The organism is Mycolicibacterium fluoranthenivorans, assembly GCF_011758805.1.
GTDB classification, from domain to species: Bacteria; Actinomycetota; Actinomycetes; order Mycobacteriales; family Mycobacteriaceae; genus Mycobacterium; species Mycobacterium fluoranthenivorans.
In genome coordinates this window covers 259,832-278,956 of record NZ_JAANOW010000005.1, presented here as the reverse complement: position 1 = coordinate 278,956, position 19,125 = coordinate 259,832, and the positions used below count along the sequence as shown (strand labels likewise).

General features: G+C 66.8%; 19 protein-coding genes. 12 read left to right on the top strand and 7 right to left on the bottom strand.

Annotated elements, in window-relative coordinates; all coding sequences use genetic code 11:
- Positions 1-3: 3 nt before the first annotated feature.
- From FHU31_RS30220 to FHU31_RS30210, 3 genes are all read left to right on the top strand, one after another.
- Positions 4-189, top strand: a complete 186-nt coding sequence (locus FHU31_RS30220; protein ID WP_167164930.1) for an antitoxin — start codon at positions 4-6, stop codon at positions 187-189.
- Positions 190-621 carry a type II toxin-antitoxin system Rv0910 family toxin gene (locus FHU31_RS30215; protein WP_167164928.1) on the top strand — a complete coding sequence of 144 codons (432 nt, stop codon included), beginning with the start codon at positions 190-192 and terminating at the stop codon, positions 619-621.
- A 95-nt stretch (positions 622-716) separates the two neighbouring features.
- The gene (locus FHU31_RS30210) at positions 717-1,460 is read left to right on the top strand and encodes a VOC family protein (RefSeq protein ID WP_167164926.1); all 744 of its coding nucleotides are present in this window, start codon (positions 717-719) and stop codon (positions 1,458-1,460) included.
- On the opposite strand, the gene FHU31_RS30205 is transcribed toward FHU31_RS30210, so the two are convergent.
- Together FHU31_RS30205 and FHU31_RS30200 are read right to left on the bottom strand one after the other, a co-directional pair.
- Positions 1,438-3,093: an NAD-binding protein gene (locus FHU31_RS30205; RefSeq protein WP_167164924.1), complete on the bottom strand. Its 1,656-nt coding sequence runs from the start codon at positions 3,091-3,093 to the stop codon at positions 1,438-1,440. The two genes, FHU31_RS30210 and FHU31_RS30205, sit on opposite strands and share 23 nt — an antisense overlap.
- Before the next feature lie 42 nt (positions 3,094-3,135).
- Positions 3,136-3,612, bottom strand: coding sequence for a cupin domain-containing protein (locus FHU31_RS30200; protein ID WP_167164922.1), 477 nt, complete (start codon positions 3,610-3,612; stop codon positions 3,136-3,138).
- Between the two features lie 42 nt (positions 3,613-3,654).
- Here FHU31_RS30200 and FHU31_RS30195 point away from each other — a divergent pair, with 42 nt between their 5' ends.
- The gene (locus tag FHU31_RS30195) at positions 3,655-4,065 is read left to right on the top strand and encodes a hypothetical protein (protein ID WP_167164921.1); all 411 of its coding nucleotides are present in this window, start codon (positions 3,655-3,657) and stop codon (positions 4,063-4,065) included.
- On the top strand, positions 4,058-4,642 hold the full coding sequence (locus tag FHU31_RS30190; RefSeq protein ID WP_167164919.1) for a GNAT family N-acetyltransferase: 585 nt from the start codon (positions 4,058-4,060) through the stop codon (positions 4,640-4,642). The genes FHU31_RS30195 and FHU31_RS30190 overlap by 8 nt, the downstream gene beginning before the upstream one ends.
- 44 nt (positions 4,643-4,686) lie before the next feature.
- On the opposite strand, the gene FHU31_RS30185 is transcribed toward FHU31_RS30190, so the two are convergent.
- From FHU31_RS30185 to FHU31_RS30170, 4 genes are all read right to left on the bottom strand, one after another.
- Positions 4,687-5,136: an Hsp20/alpha crystallin family protein gene (locus tag FHU31_RS30185; RefSeq protein WP_090354710.1), complete on the bottom strand. Its 450-nt coding sequence runs from the start codon at positions 5,134-5,136 to the stop codon at positions 4,687-4,689.
- A gap of 172 nt (positions 5,137-5,308) precedes the next feature.
- Positions 5,309-6,172, bottom strand: coding sequence for a winged helix-turn-helix transcriptional regulator (locus tag FHU31_RS30180; protein ID WP_263987974.1), 864 nt, complete (start codon positions 6,170-6,172; stop codon positions 5,309-5,311).
- A complete protein-coding gene (locus tag FHU31_RS30175) occupies positions 6,172-7,671 on the bottom strand; it encodes a carotenoid oxygenase family protein (RefSeq protein WP_167164917.1) in 1,500 nt (499 codons plus the stop codon). Before FHU31_RS30175 ends, FHU31_RS30180 begins: the two co-directional genes overlap by 1 nt.
- Positions 7,671-8,855 carry an acetyl-CoA acetyltransferase gene (locus FHU31_RS30170; protein ID WP_167164915.1) on the bottom strand — a complete coding sequence of 395 codons (1,185 nt, stop codon included), beginning with the start codon at positions 8,853-8,855 and terminating at the stop codon, positions 7,671-7,673. The genes FHU31_RS30175 and FHU31_RS30170 overlap by 1 nt, the downstream gene beginning before the upstream one ends.
- 188 nt (positions 8,856-9,043) lie before the next feature.
- Between FHU31_RS30170 and FHU31_RS30165 the strand changes: the two genes are divergently transcribed.
- On the top strand, positions 9,044-10,111 hold the full coding sequence (locus FHU31_RS30165; protein ID WP_167164912.1) for a GGDEF domain-containing protein: 1,068 nt from the start codon (positions 9,044-9,046) through the stop codon (positions 10,109-10,111).
- An 80-nt stretch (positions 10,112-10,191) separates the two neighbouring features.
- On the opposite strand, the gene FHU31_RS30160 is transcribed toward FHU31_RS30165, so the two are convergent.
- Positions 10,192-10,923, bottom strand: a complete 732-nt coding sequence (locus tag FHU31_RS30160) for a nitroreductase (RefSeq protein WP_234901750.1) — start codon at positions 10,921-10,923, stop codon at positions 10,192-10,194.
- A gap of 177 nt (positions 10,924-11,100) precedes the next feature.
- On the opposite strand from FHU31_RS30160, the gene FHU31_RS30155 reads away from it, so the two are divergent.
- From FHU31_RS30155 to FHU31_RS30130, 6 genes are all read left to right on the top strand, one after another.
- Entirely contained in the window at positions 11,101-12,624 is a 1,524-nt protein-coding gene (locus tag FHU31_RS30155) for a GMC family oxidoreductase (protein ID WP_167164910.1), read from the top strand.
- A gap of 52 nt (positions 12,625-12,676) precedes the next feature.
- Positions 12,677-13,294: a TetR family transcriptional regulator gene (locus FHU31_RS30150; RefSeq protein WP_167164908.1), complete on the top strand. Its 618-nt coding sequence runs from the start codon at positions 12,677-12,679 to the stop codon at positions 13,292-13,294.
- Between the two features lie 142 nt (positions 13,295-13,436).
- Positions 13,437-14,783 (top strand): oxygenase MpaB family protein, encoded by a 1,347-nt coding sequence (locus FHU31_RS30145; RefSeq protein ID WP_167164906.1) that lies wholly within the window; start codon positions 13,437-13,439, stop codon positions 14,781-14,783.
- Positions 14,784-14,893: 110 nt separating this feature from the next.
- Positions 14,894-16,153, top strand: a complete 1,260-nt coding sequence (locus FHU31_RS30140) for a bifunctional glycosyltransferase family 2/GtrA family protein (RefSeq protein WP_167164904.1) — start codon at positions 14,894-14,896, stop codon at positions 16,151-16,153.
- A 30-nt stretch (positions 16,154-16,183) separates the two neighbouring features.
- On the top strand, positions 16,184-18,151 hold the full coding sequence (locus tag FHU31_RS30135; protein WP_167164902.1) for a glycosyltransferase family 39 protein: 1,968 nt from the start codon (positions 16,184-16,186) through the stop codon (positions 18,149-18,151).
- 264 nt (positions 18,152-18,415) lie between these two features.
- A complete protein-coding gene (locus FHU31_RS30130; protein ID WP_167165189.1) occupies positions 18,416-19,123 on the top strand; it encodes a response regulator transcription factor in 708 nt (235 codons plus the stop codon).
- Positions 19,124-19,125: the final 2 nt, after the last annotated feature.

The following is a 19,125-nucleotide window of genomic DNA, read 5'->3' as shown; positions in this document are numbered from 1 at the left end:
CCCATGAGTTTTCTGGATAAGGCGAAGAACCTGATCGCCGAGAACGCCGACAAGGTGGATGCCGCGATCGACAAGGTCGGCGACATCGTGGACGAGAAGACCGGGGACAAGTACCAGGGCATCGTCGACAAGGCGCAGGAGGCGGCCAAGAACGCAGCCCGCAACATCGACCCCACCCCTCCGGCGTAGATGGCCAAGCTATCGGTCTCCGTCGACGTGCCGTTGTCGCCGGAGAAGGCCTGGGAAGCCGCGTCGGATCTGTCCCGGTTCTCCGAGTGGCTCAGCATCCACCGGGTGTGGCGCTCGACGCTGCCGGAGACGCTGGACAAGGGCACCAAGATCGACTCCATCGTCGAGGTCAAGGGCATGGCCAACCGGGTCAACTGGACCATCGTGAACTACAAGCCGCCGGAGTCGATGACCCTCAACGGGGACGGCAAGGGTGGCGTGAAGGTCAAGCTGATCGCCAAGGTGAAGTCCGTGGACGAGGGATCGGCGGTGCAGCTGGATATCCACCTGGGTGGTCCGGCGCTGTTCGGACCGATCGGCATGGTGGTGGCCGCCGCGCTGCGCACCGATATCCAGCAGTCGCTCTACAGGTTCAGGACCGTCTTCTCCTGACGCGGTTGTGCGGATTCGTGGGCGACGCGCCGTAGCGGCCCGCCGAAACCGCACAACCGCGATGAGTTTCGGAGCCGACGCAGGTCGGTACCGGCATGACCACACCACTTGGCGCACCCTGTTGGATCGACCTGGCCACCTCTGATCTCGAGGTCGCCCGACGCTTCTACGGCACCGTGTTCGGCTGGACCTTCGACGATGCCGGCCCCGAATACGGCGGATACGTGACCGCCCACGTCGACGGAAAGCCGGTGGCCGGCCTGATGGCCCATCCCATCGACCGGTGGAACACCTACCTGCACACCGCGGATGTCGATGCCACCCTGGCCCGGGTGATCGCGGCGGGCGGAACCGGCTGCGGCGGCGCCATGGACATCCCCGCCAAGGGCCGGATGGCCATGGTCTCCGATCCCAGCGGAGGCGTGGTCGGGCTGTGGCAGCCCACCGGTCACCCCGGCACGGAGATCACCGGCGTGGCCGGCACCCCGGTGTGGCATCAGCTGACCACCCTCGACTTGGCCAAGGTGCTCGACTTCTACGTGCAGGTCTTCGGCTGGCAGACCGAGGTGGCCGGGGATACCGACGAATTCCGCTACAGCACCGCGGTATTCGATGGCGAACCGCTGATCGGCGTGATGGACGGCACCGCGTTCATGAGCGCGGGTGAACCGTCGAACTGGTTCTTCTTCCTCGGTGCCGACGACGTGGACAAGACCCAGCGGCTGATCGTCGACAACGGCGGTGCCGTCGTCCGGGCCGCGGAGGACACCCCGTACGGCCGGCTGGCGTCGGTCACCGACCCCACCGGCGCGGGATTCAACCTGTCGTCGCTGACGTGACGGCCTGTCCTTTTCCCAAGGTGGCCAGCAGTTCGCGGTACGGCCCCACCAGATAGGCGGTGTCACCCGCGGTGAGTTGGGTGTCGCGACGCGGATGTAGTCGCGTCGCGACACCCGGCCGGGTGATCGCGATGACGCGGGTCTGCGTGGACATATCCGCCATGCGCACCCCGTCCAGTTCGCTGCCCGGTGCCACGCGCACCCCGCCCACCATGAACGAATGCTGGCCGACGGAGAAGGTGCCGAACACCTGCAGACCGAGTGCGGCGCCGATGAACCACGGCGCGGCCAGCTCCACCGTCGAGCGCACGTTCTCGAAACCGAATCGCTGCGCGACGGCCGCGCCGAGCACCCGGTCGTACACCCGCATCACGACGGGTTGGTCGGCGGTGAGCTCGCGCAGCACGATGCCGGTCTCGATGTTGACCATGTCGTTGGGCGTCAGGACGGCGATCGCCCGGCACTGCGCCACTCGGGCCGATTCGAGGGTCTCGCGCAGGGTCGCGTCGCCGAAGATCACCGGGACGTCCAGGCGGCGTGCGGTGGGCAGGAATCGGTTGTCCTCATCGCTGTCGATGACGGCGACGTCGTATCCGGCGTGCACCAGGTCGCTGACCACCCGGATTCCGAACGAGCCCAGGCCCACCACGACGATGTGGTCGTGCAGATGCCGTGCCCGCCGCAGACCCGCGGACTGGGCCAGCCGCCGCGACAGCAGCACGTCGGCGACGAAGGCCACCAGGATCGCGGTGGTGGTGACACCGGCGAACATCAGCCCGATACCCCAGAGGCGCAGCCAGGACGGCTGCTCGATGAAGCTGAAGTCGCCATAGCCGACGGTGGCGATGGTTTCGGTGCTGAAGTACAGGGCGTCGATCCAGCTCATCCCGGGCGGCCGTTGATAGGTGAAGCGCAACAGCACGGTCGACCCGATCAGCAGGGTCATCGACGCTGCCAGCGCCCGGTAGAACATCGGGTTGATGTCATCGCGCAGTACTCGTACGGCATCGAAGAACCGGCGCAGTGGCGGCCGCCGGACCCGGTTGTGGCTCAAAGGTTTCGACACCTCGATACCTTGTCCGGCCAGTTCGGCGGCGGTACCGATGATGGCGGTCCAGTCGCCCTCGTGGACGGTGATGTCACGACCCGGACACGCGGTCACCGAAGAGTCGCTGTGGACCACCGCGACCGGGGCCAGGTCGCCGTAGATCTCGCGCAGGGTGGCGTCGCGCGGCACGTCGGCACCGGAGACGACGAAGTCGATACCTGCCACCGCGATGGTGTGGGTGGTGCGATCCAGACAGGCCTCGACCACCGACGGGGCGGCCAGGTCGGCGACGTCGAGGATGGCGCCGGGCCCGTTGCCGAACGCGACCGCCTCGCGTAGCACGCCATTGGCCAGTCGGGCCACCACCCGCACCTGCGGGCTCAGTTGACGTGCCAGCAAGGCGATTTCGAGATTGACGGCGTCATCGTCGCCGACGCAGACCACCGCGACGGCCGACGGGACATCGGCGGCAGCCAGGGCCCGCGGATCCTGCAGCGGGACCACCGTGGCGCCGGCGCCGCGCAGCTCGTCGGCGATGCGCTCGGCCAGCGCATCGGTGCCACACACGATGATGTGCCCCTGCATAGGGCGCCACCTTTCCTGTCGCTTCGCCAGCCCCAGGAAAGGCTAAGGGCTCGGCGCCCCCAGCGCGAAGTCTGCGAAGTCGAAACCGGGCACGACCACACAGCTGACCAGTGTGGGTTCATCGTCCGGTGCTTCTCCCCGTCGCTGCGCTCGCCCCAGATGCCGGGCCCGCTGCCAGTACCCGGGCGGCACCACCACCTGCGGCTGCTCGCCGGCGGCGATATCGGCGCCCAACAGCAGCTCGGAGGCCTCCGCTTGGCGCGGCCCGACTTCCAGCACCAGCGGGCTGCCGCGGTGATAAAGCCACAGCTCGGCGCTCCGGACGGTATGCCAGGCCGACTGCTGACCGGGCATCAACAAGAACAGGATTGCGGTGCCCGCGCTGCGTGGCCCGGTGTACTCCGGGGGCAGCGTCGACTGCGGAACGGTCAGCGCGCTACGCCAGGTCTCGGCATACCAGCCGCCCTCCGGATGCGGGGACAAGTCCAGTTCCCGGGCCCAATCGGGGAGATCCGTCATGGCAACCCAGACTACGGTGGCCAACCGGATAACCTGAGCCGTATGGCACGTCTGCGTCCCGGCTGGCTGGTGGCACTGTGTGCGCTCGTGCTGATCGTGAGCGCATGGCTGCCCTGGCTCACCACCCACGGCGGCCGGGCCAATGCCATCGGGGCGAGGACGGGCGCCATCGAGGTGCCGCCGCCCGGTTTCGGTGTCGGGCAGTTGATCGTGCTGCTGGCCTCGACGTTGATCGTGGCGGCCGCGATGGCCGCGCAGCGCTTGTCTCCTAGGCTGGCTTCTGCTGGCGCCCTGTCGCTTTCGATGATCATCGCCGCGCTGATCGGCTGGTACTTCCGGCTGTACGTGCATGCGCCGATTGCCGCGGGCTACGGGCTGTTCGTCGGCGCGGGTGCGGTGGCCGTCGGGATTGTGCTGTCGGTGCTGACCATGGTGGTGGCCTGGGGTGACTAGCTTCGTCGAACCCGTGACGCTGACGGGGCAACACTGGGTGACGCTGGAACCGCTGAGCACCGATCACACCGACGAGATCGCCGACGCTGCCGCCGATGGCGACCTCGGGCGGCTGTGGTTCACCGGTGCCCCGTCACCGGATACCGCGGGCCGTTGGGTACAGACCTGGCTGGACAACCCGGCCGCGTTCTCCTTCGTGGTGCGGACCCTGGACGGAACTCTGGTCGGGTCGTCGAGCTACCTCAACATCGACGGGCCGAACCGGCGACTGGAGATCGGAGCCACCTGGTACCGCGCCTCGGTGCGCCGCACCGGGGTGAACACCGAAGCCAAACTTCTGTTGCTCGGCCATGCCTTCGACGAGTTGAACTGCGTGGCAGTCGAATTCCGCACCCACTTCTTCAACACGACCAGCCGCGCGGCAATCGAGCGGCTGGGGGCCAAGCTGGACGGGGTCCTGCGCAGCCACCAGCTGCTGCCCGACGGGTCGCGCCGGGACACCGTCGTCTACTCGATTCTGGATATCGAGTGGCCGGCGGTGCGCAACAACCTGCGGTTCCGGCTACAGCGGGAGTGACGCCGCCGGGGGCGGGTTGTGACGCCACCCCCGGCGGTGGCGACTCACTGTGAGTCGACGGTATTCGGTTCGATGGATCGCTGGCCGCCGCCGTGCGCGATATCGATCTTGCGCGGCTTGGCTCGTTCGGCCAGCGGGATCGTGACGGTGAGGACGCCGTTCTCGTAGGTCGCCGAAATGGCCGAGGTGTCAATGCCTTCGCCGAGGGAGAGCTGTCTGCGGTAACTGCCGAAGAACCGCTCGTTGGCGAACCATTGGACCGAGTCGTCGGTGCGGGCCGTGCGGTGGGCCGAGATGGTCAGCGTGCCGTTGTCCACATCGACGTCCACCGAGCCGGGATCGACGCCGGGAAGATCCGCGGTCAGAACGTAGTGGTCATCGATCTTGCACAGGTCCATGGGCATGAACCTCGGGGTGCGCGATGACCCGGACTGGCTGGTGAGCAGCCCGCGGGTCAGGGCGTCAAGGTCACTGAAGGGATCGAAACGGAGCACAGTAATCCACCTCCTCATTCGCTCAAGAGCCCACCACCCTGGCGGGCAGCCAAATCACTGTGCACTTCCATTTTTAGCACTCTCGATAAGAGAGTGCCAGCCCTGGGTTCGAGATTTTTTTCGCCATGTGACCACCGATACCCGCTGTGGCGCAGCATGTGTGGTGGGTCGGCTACCCGGCGGGGACGACGCCGACCGACCTTCCGCGCAGGACCTCGCCGCACTGATCACAGGCCAGCACAGCATCGAAGGCGGTGCCACAGGTGGTGTGGGTGAGCTCGACGGCCGGGCCGTCGGGTGTGGCGAGCCAGCGCTGCGCCCAGTCCAGCGCGGTCACCAGGATGGGCAGCACCGCGCGGCCCTTCTCGGTCAATCGGTAGCGGCCGTCGGTGGTGGTCAGGACATCGTTGGCCACCAGGATCTGCAGCCGGTCGGACAGGGAGCCGGGCGGGGCACCGAGTTGGGCGGCGAAATCGGTGAATCGGCTGGTGCCGACAAAGGCGGCGACCATGACGGCGAAGGACCACCGGTTGCCCAGGATGGTCATGGTCTGCGGGAACAGGCCCGCTCGGTCGCCCTGGGATCGCCGCCTGGTGGCGACGGTGGGCATGGACCGCGCCCAGGATCCGCTCGGACCCCACCGCGCATCCAGGGTCTTCTCGGTCGTGGTCGCGCCGCAGGCGGCACATGTCAGAGACGGTGCACACTGCGCACCGCAGCCGGAGTGCCACATCGCAGGCAGCGCATGCTCGGGCACCCAGCGACGCTCCCATGCCCAGATGGACACCAGCATCGGCCACAGTGACCGGCCGCTGCTGGTCAGCCGATAGTCTCGGCCGGCCCGGGCCAGCAGCCCTTCGGACGTCATGCTCGCCAGCCGTGATGTCAGCGCCGCATTCGAGATGGGCAGCCGCGCGGCGAATTCCCCGTACCGGGTGGCGCCCAACAGCGCCTGCTGGGCGATCAGCAGCGTCCACTCGTCACCGAGCAGGCCAAGCATCCGGCCGACGGCGTTCACAGTGGGGCTGGACTCCATCAGTCCCGCCAGCGCCGCAGCTCCGAACCCGGCGCCCAGGTCGAGTGCGTTCCGCTGGAAACCCGTTCCGGCAGTTGAAGTTTGCACACTGGTCCGTCGGCGAGGCCGGCAGCGTCGAACACCAGACAGTACGACGCATCGGCGGTCATATCGGTCGTGATGGTGACGAGGTAGCCGTCGTCTTCGCCGGTGCTGCCTATGCGCGGCGCCATGGCGGTCTCGCTGCCGTACACCCCGTCGGCGAACGCGTAGCGCTGCTCGGAACCGGTGTGCAGATCGTGGCGCACCAGTCCGTCGAACAGGAACCAGCCGGGCTTGCCCGTCGCGGCATAGGTGTAGCGGTAGTCCTTGGCCGCGTACGACGGGTTGATCATTCCGAACTCGGTCAAGCTGTCGGACAATTGCTCCTCGTGCGTCTGCCCGGTGCTCAGGTTGAACCGCCAGCGGTGCAGCCGGGTCTGCATCCCGTCCAGGGACAGATACCGGAAGAACCGCTGCCACCGCGGATCCATCCCGTCGGCGGTTCCGGCGTCGGTCGGTTCGGGGGTGCCCTGGAAGAACCCGTCGAGCACGATCTCGTCGCCCTCCTCGAAGGCGTTGGTGAAGTGCAGGACGTACGTCGTCGCGGCCTCGAACCAGCGAATCTCGCCGGATCCGCCGCGCCGCGGCAGGATCCCGAACCGCGACGGCAGATCCCGGTGCAGCCGGGGAATGTGCGCGTTGTGTTTCAGCATTTCGGCATCCCAGAACAGCGGGAAATCGTTGAGGATCACATAGTTCTCGGTGAACGCCATATCGTGCGGCAGTCGGGGGCCGGGGAGTTCGACGTCGACGTAGTGCACCAGCGCATCGCGCTCGTCGACCACGCCGTAATGCATGTACGGGGCCTGCTTGCCGTAGTTGAAGAACAGCAGTTCGCCGGTGGTGCCGTCGACCTTGGGGTGCGCCGAGACACCCAGGTCGGTGGGAAAGCCGCCGGCGAAGTCCGCCTTGCCCAGCGCATCCCCGGTGTACGGGTCGATCCGGTACAGGTCCCCGCACTGGTAGAAGCTGGTGAGTGCGACCCCACGGTGCACGGTCACATCGGTCGACGACGCGTCCTTCATCAAGGTCCGTGCGCCCCAGCCGTAATCGCGCCGGGCCAGCTCGACCGGCTCGGCGATGCCCGGCCACAGCGGACCGCCCGCTTCCTGCTCGGCGAGGAAGCCGTCGGTCGGGATGAAGCGGTTGCGGTAGAAGGCTTTTCCATCCCGGAATCCGACGATGTGCAACATGCCGTCGCCGTCGAAAGGGTGGTAGGTCTTGAACGCGGGATGCAGCGGATTCTCAGTGTTGCGCAGGTACACCCCGTCCAGATCGCCGGGGATCTCGCCCTCGACGACGCGCAGGTCCACGGCATCCCATTCGGTGGTCTGCGGGCGCCACGGGCCGGTGCGGTACGGGTGGTCGTCCTCCTCGGGGAGGGTGGACAGATACTTGGCGACCACTTCTACATTCATCAGAACCCCTGGGAGACGACGAAACTGACGGTGGTGGCGGTACTGCCACCGAAGTTCAAGGTGCCGAACGTTTTTGCGCCGTCGACCTGGTAGTCCCCGGCGGTTCCGGCGACCTGCTTGGCCGCGTCGAGCACCATCCTGACCCCGGTGGCGCCGACCGGATGACCACCGCCGATCAAGCCGCCACTCGGGTTCATCGGCAGCCTGCCGCCGATCTCGATCTCGCCGTTCTCGATGGCCTTCCACGATTCGCCGGGCCCGGTGAGACCGATATGGTCGATCGCCAGGTACTCACTCGGCGTGAAGCAGTCGTGTACTTCGAAACCGTCCAGATCCTCCAGGGTCACCTGGGCACGGGTGAAGGCGTCGACGACGGCGCGCCGGACATGGGGCAGCACATAGGGATCCGCCTCGGCGCGGTCCAGTTTCTGCTGCAGTCCCAGACCGACGGTGCGGTGCCCCCAACCGTCGATACGGGCGATCGGCCGGGCCCCGGGATGGTCGCGCAGATAGCCGTCGGAGACCAGCACGACGCCGGCGCCGCCGTCGGTCATCTGGCTGCAATCCAGTCGCCGGATCCGGCCCTCCACGACCGGGTTGTCGGTGGTGGCCGCCCACTCCCGGGTCTGTGCGTTCGGGTTGGCCTTGGCGTTGGCGTGATTCAGTGCGGACAGGGCGTCGAGGTGGACGTCGGCGAGGCCGTAACGCCGGTCGTATTCGTCGGCGACCCGGGAGAACATGTGGGGCCACATGAATTTCGCGTCCGCGCCCTCGTGCCCGGTCCACGCGGCCGCGCCGAGGTTCTGCGCGGCGATGTCGCCGGGCACCGTCTTCTCCAGTTCGACGCCGACCACCAGGGCACTGTCGTAGTTGCCGGCCCGCAGGTCGGCCAGCGCGGCCAAGATCGCCACCCCGCCCGACGCGCACGCCGCCTCGTGCCGGGACGCGGGGACATCCCACAGCGCGTCCTCGACGGTGGCGGGCATGGCACCCAGGTGGCCCTGGGCCGCAAACATCTCACCGAACGCGTTGCCGACGTGCACCACGCCGATATCGGCCGGTCGTGTCTTCGCGGCGGTCAACGTCGCACGGACCACCTCGGCGGTCAGTGCCGCGAAATCGGCACCCTCGCGGTGCAGGTTGCGGGCGAAATCGCTCTGGTAACCACCGAGGATCCACACCATGACCGCGACGTTACTGCAACTAACAGAGTAATCGGCGTGAATTCGCCGGTTCCGTGTGAGGGAAGCGCTGGCCGGCCTCGCGTGACACCCGATCTCGGCGACGGCATGGCCAGGCGATGCCTGTGCGGAAACGCCCAGGCCACCGCGCATGGCTACTATCGACCCAGGGACGGGTGTATCGGGGGATCATGATGGCGTTGCGGTCGCGGCTGCAGCAACGCGAAATTCTTGACGGCCTGCTGTTGCGCGAGTCGGTGTTCAGGTATGCGATAGCGGCGTTCGTGCTGGTGTTCGGTGTCATCGCCATGTTCTCCCTGGCCTCGTCGGATGGACCGCAGACGCCGGTGGCCAGAGGTGTCGTGCTGGTGGTCTCGCTCACCACGCTCCCGGTCGCCATTGCCACCACCCGCCTGCACCTCGGATCGGTGTGGTGGTCGCAGCGCGCGCGCTGGCAACCCGCTCCGACGTTGTTCGTCGGCTATGCCGACACCGGGCTGACGGTGATCTTGGCGGCGTTCCAGAACGCCGCCGCAGCACTGCTCGGCACCGCATTGTTCGCGGTGGTGGGTGCCTACGCCGCGCATTTTCTCACCTTCCTACCTCGTCTGGTCCACATCGCGGTGTCCAGCGTCGTCATCATCGTGTTCGGCGTCCAGACGGTCGCCGCCGGAGACACCGATCCGCTCGGCGGCGTCGGGCGGACCATGGTGCTGTTGCTGGCCGTCAACGGCACGGTGCTCCTGCACGGGTTGTACACCAGTGAGATTCGTCAGGCGATCGCTCGCAGTCACATGGTCGCCACCACGGATCCGTTGACACTGCTGGCGAATCGGCGTGCGTTTGATCTGCGCGCGCGGCGACTGATCGAAACCTCGCCGGACGGTGTCGATGTGCTACTCGTCGACGTCGACGACCTCAAAGTGATCAATGACAGCTATGGGCATGACCACGGTGACCAGGTGCTGCGGCGCGTGGCCGCCGGCATCACCAGCACGGTGGGACTGCACGCGGTGTCGGCCAGGTTGGGCGGTGACGAGTTCGGGATCGCGGTGGCGGTTCAGCCGGATCGCACCAAGGAACAAGTGGCCGACGCCCTGCGGCAGCTCCTGTCGCGCGAGGGCATCAGCGTCAGCATCGGTAGCGCACGAGCCGAAGGCCTGACGCCGACCGGTGAATCGGAAGCCGTGCTGAGCCACCTGCTCAAGACCGCAGACGAGCGGATGTACTCGGGTAAGAGACGGCAAACGCGTCCCTGACTGATCGCGGGGAGAGCCGGGCCCGGCGTAGTGGCATCGCGGCGGTCGGACGCCACCCGCGGTCAACCGCGCGGACCCGGTCAGGAATTGACCCACTCGACGACCTCGTCGAGCGGGGCGCGTGTGGTGCGGTAGCTGTTGGACGGATGGTCGAGGTCGGGATAGCCGAAGGAAATGCCGCAGACGACCATACGGTCCGGCGTGAGTCCGAGTTCCTGGCGGAGAACGTCGGGGTACATCGCCAGGGCGGCTTGGGCGATGCTGCCGACGCCGCGTGCGGCCGCAGCCAGCAGGAAGTTGTTGACGTAGCCGCCGCAGTCGACCGCACCATAAGGCCCCAGTGCTTCATCGGTGTGGATGATCGCCACGTGCGGTGCACCGAAGAAGGTGAAGTTCTGCAGCGTCTGCTCCCTCTGACGCTGGTGATCACCGCGTTCGATACCCAGGGCGTTGTACAGCTGGTACCCACTCTCGCGTCGGCGATCGCGATGGACGCCGCGGTATTCGCGAGGAAACGTGATATCGGGTGTCTCGGTGTGACCGCTCGCCGCCGCGGTGTACAGCGCATTGCGGAGGCGATCGGTTCCTGCGCCGCCGGTGACCGCCACCTGCCAGGATTGGCTGTTGCACCAGGATGCCGTCAACTGTGCGGTAGCGAGAATCTCCCGGATCGTCTGTTCGGCAACGGGTTCCGGCCGAAACGCACGACAACTCACGCGGATGGCCAGCAGGTGGGTGAGTGTCGTCGCCGCATCGGCCGGCAGCCGTTCGGACCGGCGGGATGTGACGATGGAGTCGATGTCGTTGGTCAATGTGCTTGTCCTTCAACGCGTGGGGAGCACGTTGACAATAGCGACGTCGGTCCGGGGTGCCGGTGGCGGTGTGTGCAGTCGCCGATCACCAATCGGAAAGTTTCGAATATGTGTTAAATTATGCTGCTGGCCGGGTGGCGGGTTCGCCCGGCATTCACGCGTTGAGGGGAGCTCGGCATGAGCGAGCATGATCTGGCGGACTACGTCGTGGTCGGGGCGGGATCCGCCGGATCCATCCTCGCCAGTCGGCTGTCCGCGGCCGGAGCCAGTGTCATTCTCGTTGAGGCGGGCGGCACCGATCGACGTCCCGACGTGGCCCTGCCCCTGGGCATCGTCACGCTCTACGCGACGGCCAACTGGAAGTACCCCACCGCGCCGGAACCGAGCAGGGGTGGGAAGGCGGGCGCCTTCGCCGGCGGGCGAATCGTCGGGGGCAGCGGATCCATCAATGCCATGGTCTACGCCCGGGGGCGGCGAGCCGACTACGACGGCTGGGCGCAAGCCGGCGCGACCGGCTGGTCCTACCCCGAGGTGCTTCCGCACTTCAAGGCGCTGGAGAACTGGGTCGAGGGTCCCGACGACTATCGCGGCGGTTGCGGTCCCATCGCGGTGTCGTGGTGCGGCCATCACCACGAGATCGATGACGCGTTCATCCAGGCAGCGGTAGATGCCGGCCATCGGCGCAACCCGGATCCGAACGGGGCGGACCAACTCGGAGTGGCGCGCAGCCAGGTCAACCAACGGCGCGGCTACCGCAGCTCGTCGGGTCGGGAATTCCTGCACGGCCTGCCCCGCGAGCAGCGCCCACGTGTCCTGACCCGCACCACCGTGACGCGGGTGATCGTCGAGAACGGGCGCGCGGTCGGGGTGCGGGTCGGCGATCGTGTCATTCGGGCGCGCCAAGAGGTCGTGCTGTGCGCCGGGGCGATCGGCTCTGCGGCGCTTCTGATGAACTCCGGCATTGCCGCGGGCGGCAGCGTGGCCGACCTACCGGGGGTGGGGGAGAACTTCCACGACCATCTCGTCGTCACGCAACGCTGGGTCTCGAAGGTACCGACGATCAACACCATGGGTCCGGTGCGTCTTGCCAAGGCGGTTCGCGCTTTCCGTGCTCGTGGTGAGGGTCCGTTGACGACCACACCCTTTGAAGCCCAGCTGTTCACCGAGGATTTTCAGATCGCGGTGACGCCGGCCAGTTACGAGCTCAGTCCGGTGAGCGGCCGGGCCACGTTGAAGCGTTCCGACGCGTTCACGGCGTACACGGTGGTGATGCATCCCGAGGGCCGGGGGCGGGTCCGGCTCCGGGGCGGCAAACCCTATATCGAGTTCGACCGGTTGGGCCGGGCCGAAGATGTGCGAAAGCTGTTGGAGGGTGCGGAACTCACCCGTGACCTCGTCGAGTCTCAGCCGGCCATGCGCGGGGTCACCGGCGCCCCGCTCAACCCGTTCGACGGCGATGCGCGGCATTGGCTCGACACCGCCGAGAGCAGCATCTACCACGCGGTTGGCACGTGTCGGATGGGAACCGACGATGGCGCGGTCGTCGGTCCCGATCTGCGTGTGCGCGGAGTCGACGGGCTGCGCGTCGCGGACGCGTCGGTGATCCCGGCCATCACCTCTGGCAACACCAACGCGCCCACCATGATGATCGCGCTGCGCGCAGCCGATCTCATTCTCGACCGGCCGAATCTCACCCGCTGACCGATCGCTTGTGGGCGGTCTTACCAGGTAGCGGGCTCACTAGACTGCGATCATGATCACCCCAGGCGGTGCCGGAGAATCCCTTCAGCGCCGGATGAAGGACCGGATGCTGTCTGAGGTCGCCGAGATGGCGACGCAGCTGTTCCTCGCCAAGGGTTTCGATGAGACGACGGTCGACGAGATATGCGCGGCGGCGGGGTTGTCCCGACGCAGCTTCTTTCGCTATTTCAAGACCAAGGAAGACGTCGTGATCTCGCAGCTGCCGGTGTTGTCCGATATCGGCTGTGAGGTTTTTCTGTCCCGGCCGCCCGACGAGGATGTCTGGACCGCACTTCGGCACAGCCTGACCCCGTTCGTGGAGTGGGTCGACGAAGATCATGCGCGCGCGTTGGCGTTTCTGGCGCTGATCGAGAAGTCGCCGACCTTGCGTTTTCGCTACCTTGATCGCGTCGATCGATGGCAGGCCGGCCTCGTCGCCGCGGCTCGCACCAGACTCGCCCATTCCGGAAACGACCTGTACCTGCCGGTGATCGTCGCCGCGGCCACTGGTGCGTATCGGGCTGCCGGAAAGATCTGGGCACAGTCGGGGGGAGGCGATTCGATCTCGGCGCTGTTCGATGAAGCGTTCGCGGCCCTTGCGCCTGCGCCGTATCCAGATCGAGGTCGCTGACTGCGGCTCGGCCCGGCCCTGCGATGCGGTCGTGACGACTCACGCTGGTATTCGCTGCCCCCACGGACTAACCTGGCACTCAGTGCCATCCTGGCATCAGGAGGCGCGCAGCTGCCGGCGACGAGGAAGAGGACCACGGGGAATGCTCACCGCACAGGAGCGGGCCGTTCGGATTCGAGGCCAACGCGAGGCACAGCCCGAGATCTACGGTTCGATCGACTTCGACACGATGCCGCTGCGCTTCACCACCGATCCGAACGTTGCGGCTCAGATGCGAGACGAACTGGCCGATCAGCGTCCACGGCTCCTCGCCAACGCCGAGTTGGTGTCGGTGGTCGCCGACTACACGCTGCTCGGGGATCGCGTCGGCGATGCGTATGCCGGGTTGATGTTCGAGTACGGATTCAAGCGTCTGGTCGACATGCTGGTCGAGGCCTGCGACAAGGGTGTAGATCAAGTCGACGGTGCCCCAAAGGAATTGGTCGATTTCATCGAGGACATGGAAAGTGTCCCGGAGTGGATCGACCTGGATCTGGTGGAGCGCGGTGCGCGTTTGGAACGTAATGCCACCGCCCACGTGTTGCCCTACGTCATCCGCGGCGGTCTGCTCGGAACGTTCGTCAACAAGTACGCGGCGCTGCCGATGGCCGTGACGGGTGCATTCAGCGAACGAACCTCGGGCAAGCGGGTCAAGGAGACGGCGGCGTTCTTCGTCTCGTCGGTTCTGCCCGGCGCTCTCGCGCGCGACGGGTACAGCTTCAAGAGCGCGGCGATGGTGCGGTTGATGCATTCGATGGTCCGGATCAATGTCATGCGTAAGGGCCGTTGGGACAGTGCCGAATACGGTGTGCCGATCCCGCAGGCCGATCAGATGCCGGCGGGTAACGCGGCGATGTTCGCGCTGGCGTTGAAGATCGTCGGTAAGGGGCGCCGCGAATTCACCGCGGACGAACGGGCCCGCGTGGAGTTCTATCGCTACCGATGCTTCCTGCTCGGCCTCCCCGAGGAGTTGTTGCCCACCACACCACAGGAAATCGTGGATGTGATGGCCACCCGCCACGCGACGCTGCGGGCCGGGTGGGACGACGACACCTGCGGCCGTCTGGTCGCCGGCACCATGGGTGCCCGATTCGAGCCGGAGGACTCGCTGCGCACCCGTGTCCGGGAACCGTTCGAGCGCAGCCTCAGCAAGCTGTTCTTTATCCGCACCTACATCAGCGGCGACACCTTCAGGGCCGCCAAGATGGGTGTGATCATCACCCGCGCAGATCGCCTCCGTGCAGCCGCCGCGCTCCTGTATGTCGTGGCGCGGATGCTGCCCTACGCGATCGCCGAGCGTGTGCCCTATCTCAGTGACCTGGCCGACCGCCGCCTCACCCGGAAGGTGTCCAGCTTGCTCGAGCGCTACAGCGGCGCCGAATTCCGTACCGATGCGACCACGTACCAGCCCACCCCGGGGGCGCACCAGCTCCGCACCGAAGGCGCGTAGTGGCCTGATTCGGAGGTCGCGGTGGCCTCGGCGGCCGCGGTCACCATCGCATAGCTTTCGCACACGTTTGTCCCATATCCCGCTCATGCCCGGGCCCCATGCTCATGGTCATGACCAAGATGCTGATTGATTCCGCGGCCCTCGAAAGTGGCGTGTCCACGCCTTCGCGGTCGAGCGCGCTGGCCGATGCCGCCCGCCGCGGCGTCCCGGTTCTCGACGTCGTGGTGCCCGTCTACAACGAGCAGGCAGCGCTGTCGGGCTCGGTGCATCGGCTGCACCGCTACCTGGCCGAGACCCTGCCCTACCCGGTGCGTATCACCATCGCCGACAACGCCAGTATCGACGACACCCCTCGCATCGCCGCGGAGCTCGCCGAAGAACTCGATGGAGTCCGGGTGGTCCGATTGGAGCAGAAGGGGCGCGGCCGTGCGCTGAACGCCGTCTGGTCGAATTCGGATGCCCCCGTGCTGGCGTACATGGATGTCGACCTGTCCACCGACCTCGCTGCCCTGGGGCCCCTGGTGGCTCCGCTCATCTCCGGTCATTCCGACCTGGCGATCGGTACCCGGCTGGCCCGCACGTCACGGGTGGTGCGCGGCCCCAAGCGCGAGGTGATCTCGCGCTGCTACAACATGATCCTCAAGACGACGATGTCGGCGAAGTTCTCCGACGCCCAGTGTGGTTTCAAGGCGATCCGCGCCGACGTGGCGCACCGGCTGCTGCCCCTGGTGGCAGACACGGGATGGTTCTTCGACACCGAGCTGCTGGTGCTGGCCGAACGGGCCGGCCTGCGCATCCACGAGGTGCCGGTGGACTGGGTGGACGACCCCGACAGCCGGGTCGACATCGTCGCCACCGCCACCGCCGACCTCAAGGGGATTGCCCGGATGCGCAAGGGCTTCGCCCTGGGCCGCATCCCGGTCGACGAGGTGGCTGCGGACCTCCGGGCCGGCCGGGAGCAGGTCACCCCGGCACGTGGAACGATCTATCAACTGGCAGCCTTCGGGGCGATCGGCGTCATCAGCACCCTGGCGTATCTGCTCATCTTCAGCGGGCTGCACACCGCGGTGGGATCGCAAACGGCCAACTTCGTGGCGCTGCTGGTGACGGCGATCGCCAACACCGCAGCCAACCGTCGGTTCGCCTTCGGCATCCGCGGGCAACAGGGCCGCGCCCGTCATCACGGTGAGGGCCTGCTGGTCTTCGGGATGGCGCTGCTGATCACCGGCGGATCGCTGGCCAGTGTTCACGCGCTGGTCCACCCCACCCCGCACTGGCTCGAGTTGGGCGTGCTCGTCACGGCCAACCTGGTCGCCACCGTGCTGCGCTTCATCGTGTTGCGCTCGTGGGTCTTTCACCCGAACCGCTGATTTCAGCCCCTACGTCACCGGAGAGAAACTATGACTGCTGCAGCCGACACGACCGATTGCACTGACGACGCTGCACAACTCGGTGACACGGCGGACCCGCGTTGGGCCCGGCCCGGCCTCATCGCGCTGCTCCTGGCCACCGCCGTGTGCTGGACCATCGGGCTCAGCCGCAACGGCTGGGGCAACTCGTTCTACGCCGCCGCCGTGCAGGCCGGCACCGAGAGCTGGAAGGCCTTCCTGTTCGGCTCCTCGGACGCCGGCAACTCGATCACGGTCGACAAACCACCCGCGTCGTTATGGGTCATGGAGATCAGCACCCGCCTGTTCGGCATGAACTCCTGGGCCCTTCAGATACCGCAGGTACTGCTGGGTGTGGCGTCGGTGGCATTGCTCTACGCCACGGTGCGAAGGGCTTTCGGCCCCGGTGCGGGACTGATCTCCGGCGCGGTGCTTGCGTTGACACCCGTGGCCACGCTGATGTTTCGCTACGACAATCCGGATGCCCTGTTGGTATTCCTGATGGTGGCTGCGACCTGGGCGCTTCTGCGCGGCATCGACAGTGGGCGCACCCGATGGGTCGTGTTGTGCGGTGTACTGATCGGGTTCGGATTCCTGACCAAGCAGCTGCAGGTCATGTTGATCCTGCCGGGCCTGGCGATCGCCTATCTGGTCGCCGCTCCGCCCCGCCTGCGGACGCGAATCGTCCACCTGTTCGCCGGGCTGGCGGCCGCCGTCGCGGCCGCCGGGTGGTGGGTCGCGCTCGTCGAGTTCTGGCCGAAGTCCGATCGCCCCTACATCGGCGGATCGTCGAACAACAGCTTCCTGCAGCTCACGCTCGGCTATAACGGACTCGGTCGGATCCTGGGCGGCGGCGCCGGCGGTGGCGGCGGGATGCCCGCAGGTGTGGGCCACGGCGGCCCCAGCGGTCCCGGTGGCCCGATGTTCGGGCAGGCCGGTATCACGCGGTTGTTCACCACGGAATCCGGCACCCAGATCTCCTGGCTGCTGCCGGCGGCGTTGATACTGCTGGTCGCGGGTCTCGTGTTGTGTGGGCGAGCGGCCAGGACCGATCCCAGGCGCGCCTCCTACCTCGCCTGGGGCGGTTGGCTGGTCGTCACGGCCCTGACGTTCAGCTTCATGTCGGGGATCTTTCACGACTACTACACCGTCGCCCTGTCACCGGCCGTGGCCGCGTTGGTGGGCATCGGCGTGACGCACCTGTGGCGCAACCGTGAGAAGCGTTGGGTGACTGCAGTGTTGGCCTCGGTGGTCGCATTGACTGCGGCGTGGTCCTGGGTGCTATTGGGCAGAGCGCCCGATTTCCTGCCGTGGTTGCGGTGGGTCGTCGTGGCTACCGGCGCTTTGGCGGTCGGCATGCTGCTCGCCTCGCTGATCCGGCCGGGCCTGACCGTCGCCGCCCGCGACCTCAAGGTGTTCGCGGCCGGGCTGGCCGTGGTGGCCGCCATGGCAGGACCGGTGACGTACAGCGTCCAGACCCTGACCACCGCGCACAGTGGTCCGGTGATCACCGCGGGGCCGTCGTCGAAGAACGTTGGGATGCCGGGATTCCCAGGGGGCGGTCCCGGTGCTCCCGGTGACAAGTCGGGTTCTCCTTCGTGGGGCCCGGGCGGGGGCAAGGTCTCCGCAGACGTGTCGTGGCTGTTGATGGCCAATGCCGGCGATTACCGATGGGTCGCCGCGACCACCGGGTCTTTGGACGCCTCGGATTACCAACTGGCCACCGGCCACCCGGTGATGCCGATCGGCGGATTCGGTGGCGGGGATCCGGCGCCGACCTTGGAGCAGTTCCAGGGTTACGTCCGCGATGGGCTCGTGCATTACTACTACGTGTCGGAACGGCCGGGAATGCCGTCCTTCGGTGGTGGATCCGGGTCGACGTCGGATTCCGACAAGATCTCGGATTGGGTCAAGCAGCACTACACCGCGAAGACGGTGGACGGCGTCACGCTGTACGACCTGTCGGCACCCGCGCACTGAGGTACACACGACTGCGGCGCACGGATCGAACGATCCGTGCGCCGCAGTCGTGCGCGGGGGGTGGGTGCCCGAATCCGCTCAGGCGTGCTCGGCTCAACGAATTGCTCTGTCAAAAAAGTGAACTGGGCACTCGGTGTCATTCCTAGCCGCGCGCTATGTCAAGCACAGGTGGCGCTCATCGCGATCGACGACAATGGCCCGGTGAGTGCACCAGAAGGCGGGAACACGTTGTCGGGGTGGGTGACCGGGGGCAAACAGGTGGCCATGTGCAGCCCCGACGGATCACCTCTACGGGCGCTGGTGGTCGACGACGAGTTGGCGCTGACGGAGGTGCTCGCCATGGCGCTGCGCTATGAGGGTTGGCAGGTATCGACGGCGGCCGACGGGACTTCGGCTCTCGTCGAGGCACGCCGGAATCCGCCCGATGTCGTGGTGCTGGACGGAATGCTGCCCGATATGGACGGTTTGGAGGTCCTGCGGCATCTTCGCGCCCAGCAACCGGCTCTGCCCGTGCTCCTGCTTACGGCACGCGATTCCGTCGAGGAACGACTGGCTGGTTTGAGCGCGGGAAGTGATGACTACGTCACGAAGCCGTTCAGTCTGGAAGAGCTGATTCTTCGCCTCCGGTCTCTGGTCCGGCGCGTCGGTGCGGCGGTCGTCGAGGGCAGCGCCAGAATCGTGGTGGGAGACCTGATCCTCGACGAGGACAGTTTCGAGGTCACCCGCGCCGGGCAACCGATTGGCCTGACCTCAAGGGAGTTTGAGGTACTCCGAATCCTTATGCACAACGCCCGCCGCGTCGTCAGCAAGAGCGAGATTCTCGACCGGGTCTGGGATCACGACTTCGGCGGGAGAGTGGGTGTGGTGGAGTTGTACATCTCCTATCTGCGGAAGAAGATCGACTCCGGCCACCCACCGATGATCCACACGCTGCGCGGCGTCGGATACATCATCAAACCGGCGACTCGGTAGCA

Excerpts from the sequence above, each read along its gene's own strand:
- FHU31_RS30195 (WP_167164921.1), top strand. The coding sequence starts at position 3,655 with ATGGCACGTCTGCGTCCCGGCTGGCTGGTGGCACTGTGTGCGCTCGTG.
- FHU31_RS30165 (WP_167164912.1), top strand. The coding sequence starts at position 9,044 with ATGATGGCGTTGCGGTCGCGGCTGCAGCAACGCGAAATTCTTGACGGC.
- FHU31_RS30215 (WP_167164928.1), top strand. The coding sequence starts at position 190 with ATGGCCAAGCTATCGGTCTCCGTCGACGTGCCGTTGTCGCCGGAGAAG.
- FHU31_RS30220 (WP_167164930.1), top strand. The coding sequence starts at position 4 with ATGAGTTTTCTGGATAAGGCGAAGAACCTGATCGCCGAGAACGCCGAC.
- FHU31_RS30180 (WP_263987974.1), bottom strand. The coding sequence starts at position 6,172 with ATGGAGTCCAGCCCCACTGTGAACGCCGTCGGCCGGATGCTTGGCCTG.
- FHU31_RS30170 (WP_167164915.1), bottom strand. The coding sequence starts at position 8,855 with ATGGTGTGGATCCTCGGTGGTTACCAGAGCGATTTCGCCCGCAACCTG.
- FHU31_RS30130 (WP_167165189.1), top strand. The coding sequence starts at position 18,416 with ATGTGCAGCCCCGACGGATCACCTCTACGGGCGCTGGTGGTCGACGAC.
- FHU31_RS30140 (WP_167164904.1), top strand. The coding sequence starts at position 14,894 with ATGACCAAGATGCTGATTGATTCCGCGGCCCTCGAAAGTGGCGTGTCC.
- FHU31_RS30150 (WP_167164908.1), top strand. The coding sequence starts at position 12,677 with ATGATCACCCCAGGCGGTGCCGGAGAATCCCTTCAGCGCCGGATGAAG.
- FHU31_RS30210 (WP_167164926.1), top strand. The coding sequence starts at position 717 with ATGACCACACCACTTGGCGCACCCTGTTGGATCGACCTGGCCACCTCT.
- FHU31_RS30155 (WP_167164910.1), top strand. The coding sequence starts at position 11,101 with ATGAGCGAGCATGATCTGGCGGACTACGTCGTGGTCGGGGCGGGATCC.
- FHU31_RS30145 (WP_167164906.1), top strand. The coding sequence starts at position 13,437 with ATGCTCACCGCACAGGAGCGGGCCGTTCGGATTCGAGGCCAACGCGAG.
- FHU31_RS30200 (WP_167164922.1), bottom strand. The coding sequence starts at position 3,612 with ATGACGGATCTCCCCGATTGGGCCCGGGAACTGGACTTGTCCCCGCAT.
- FHU31_RS30175 (WP_167164917.1), bottom strand. The coding sequence starts at position 7,671 with ATGAATGTAGAAGTGGTCGCCAAGTATCTGTCCACCCTCCCCGAGGAG.
- FHU31_RS30205 (WP_167164924.1), bottom strand. The coding sequence starts at position 3,093 with ATGCAGGGGCACATCATCGTGTGTGGCACCGATGCGCTGGCCGAGCGC.
- FHU31_RS30135 (WP_167164902.1), top strand. The coding sequence starts at position 16,184 with ATGACTGCTGCAGCCGACACGACCGATTGCACTGACGACGCTGCACAA.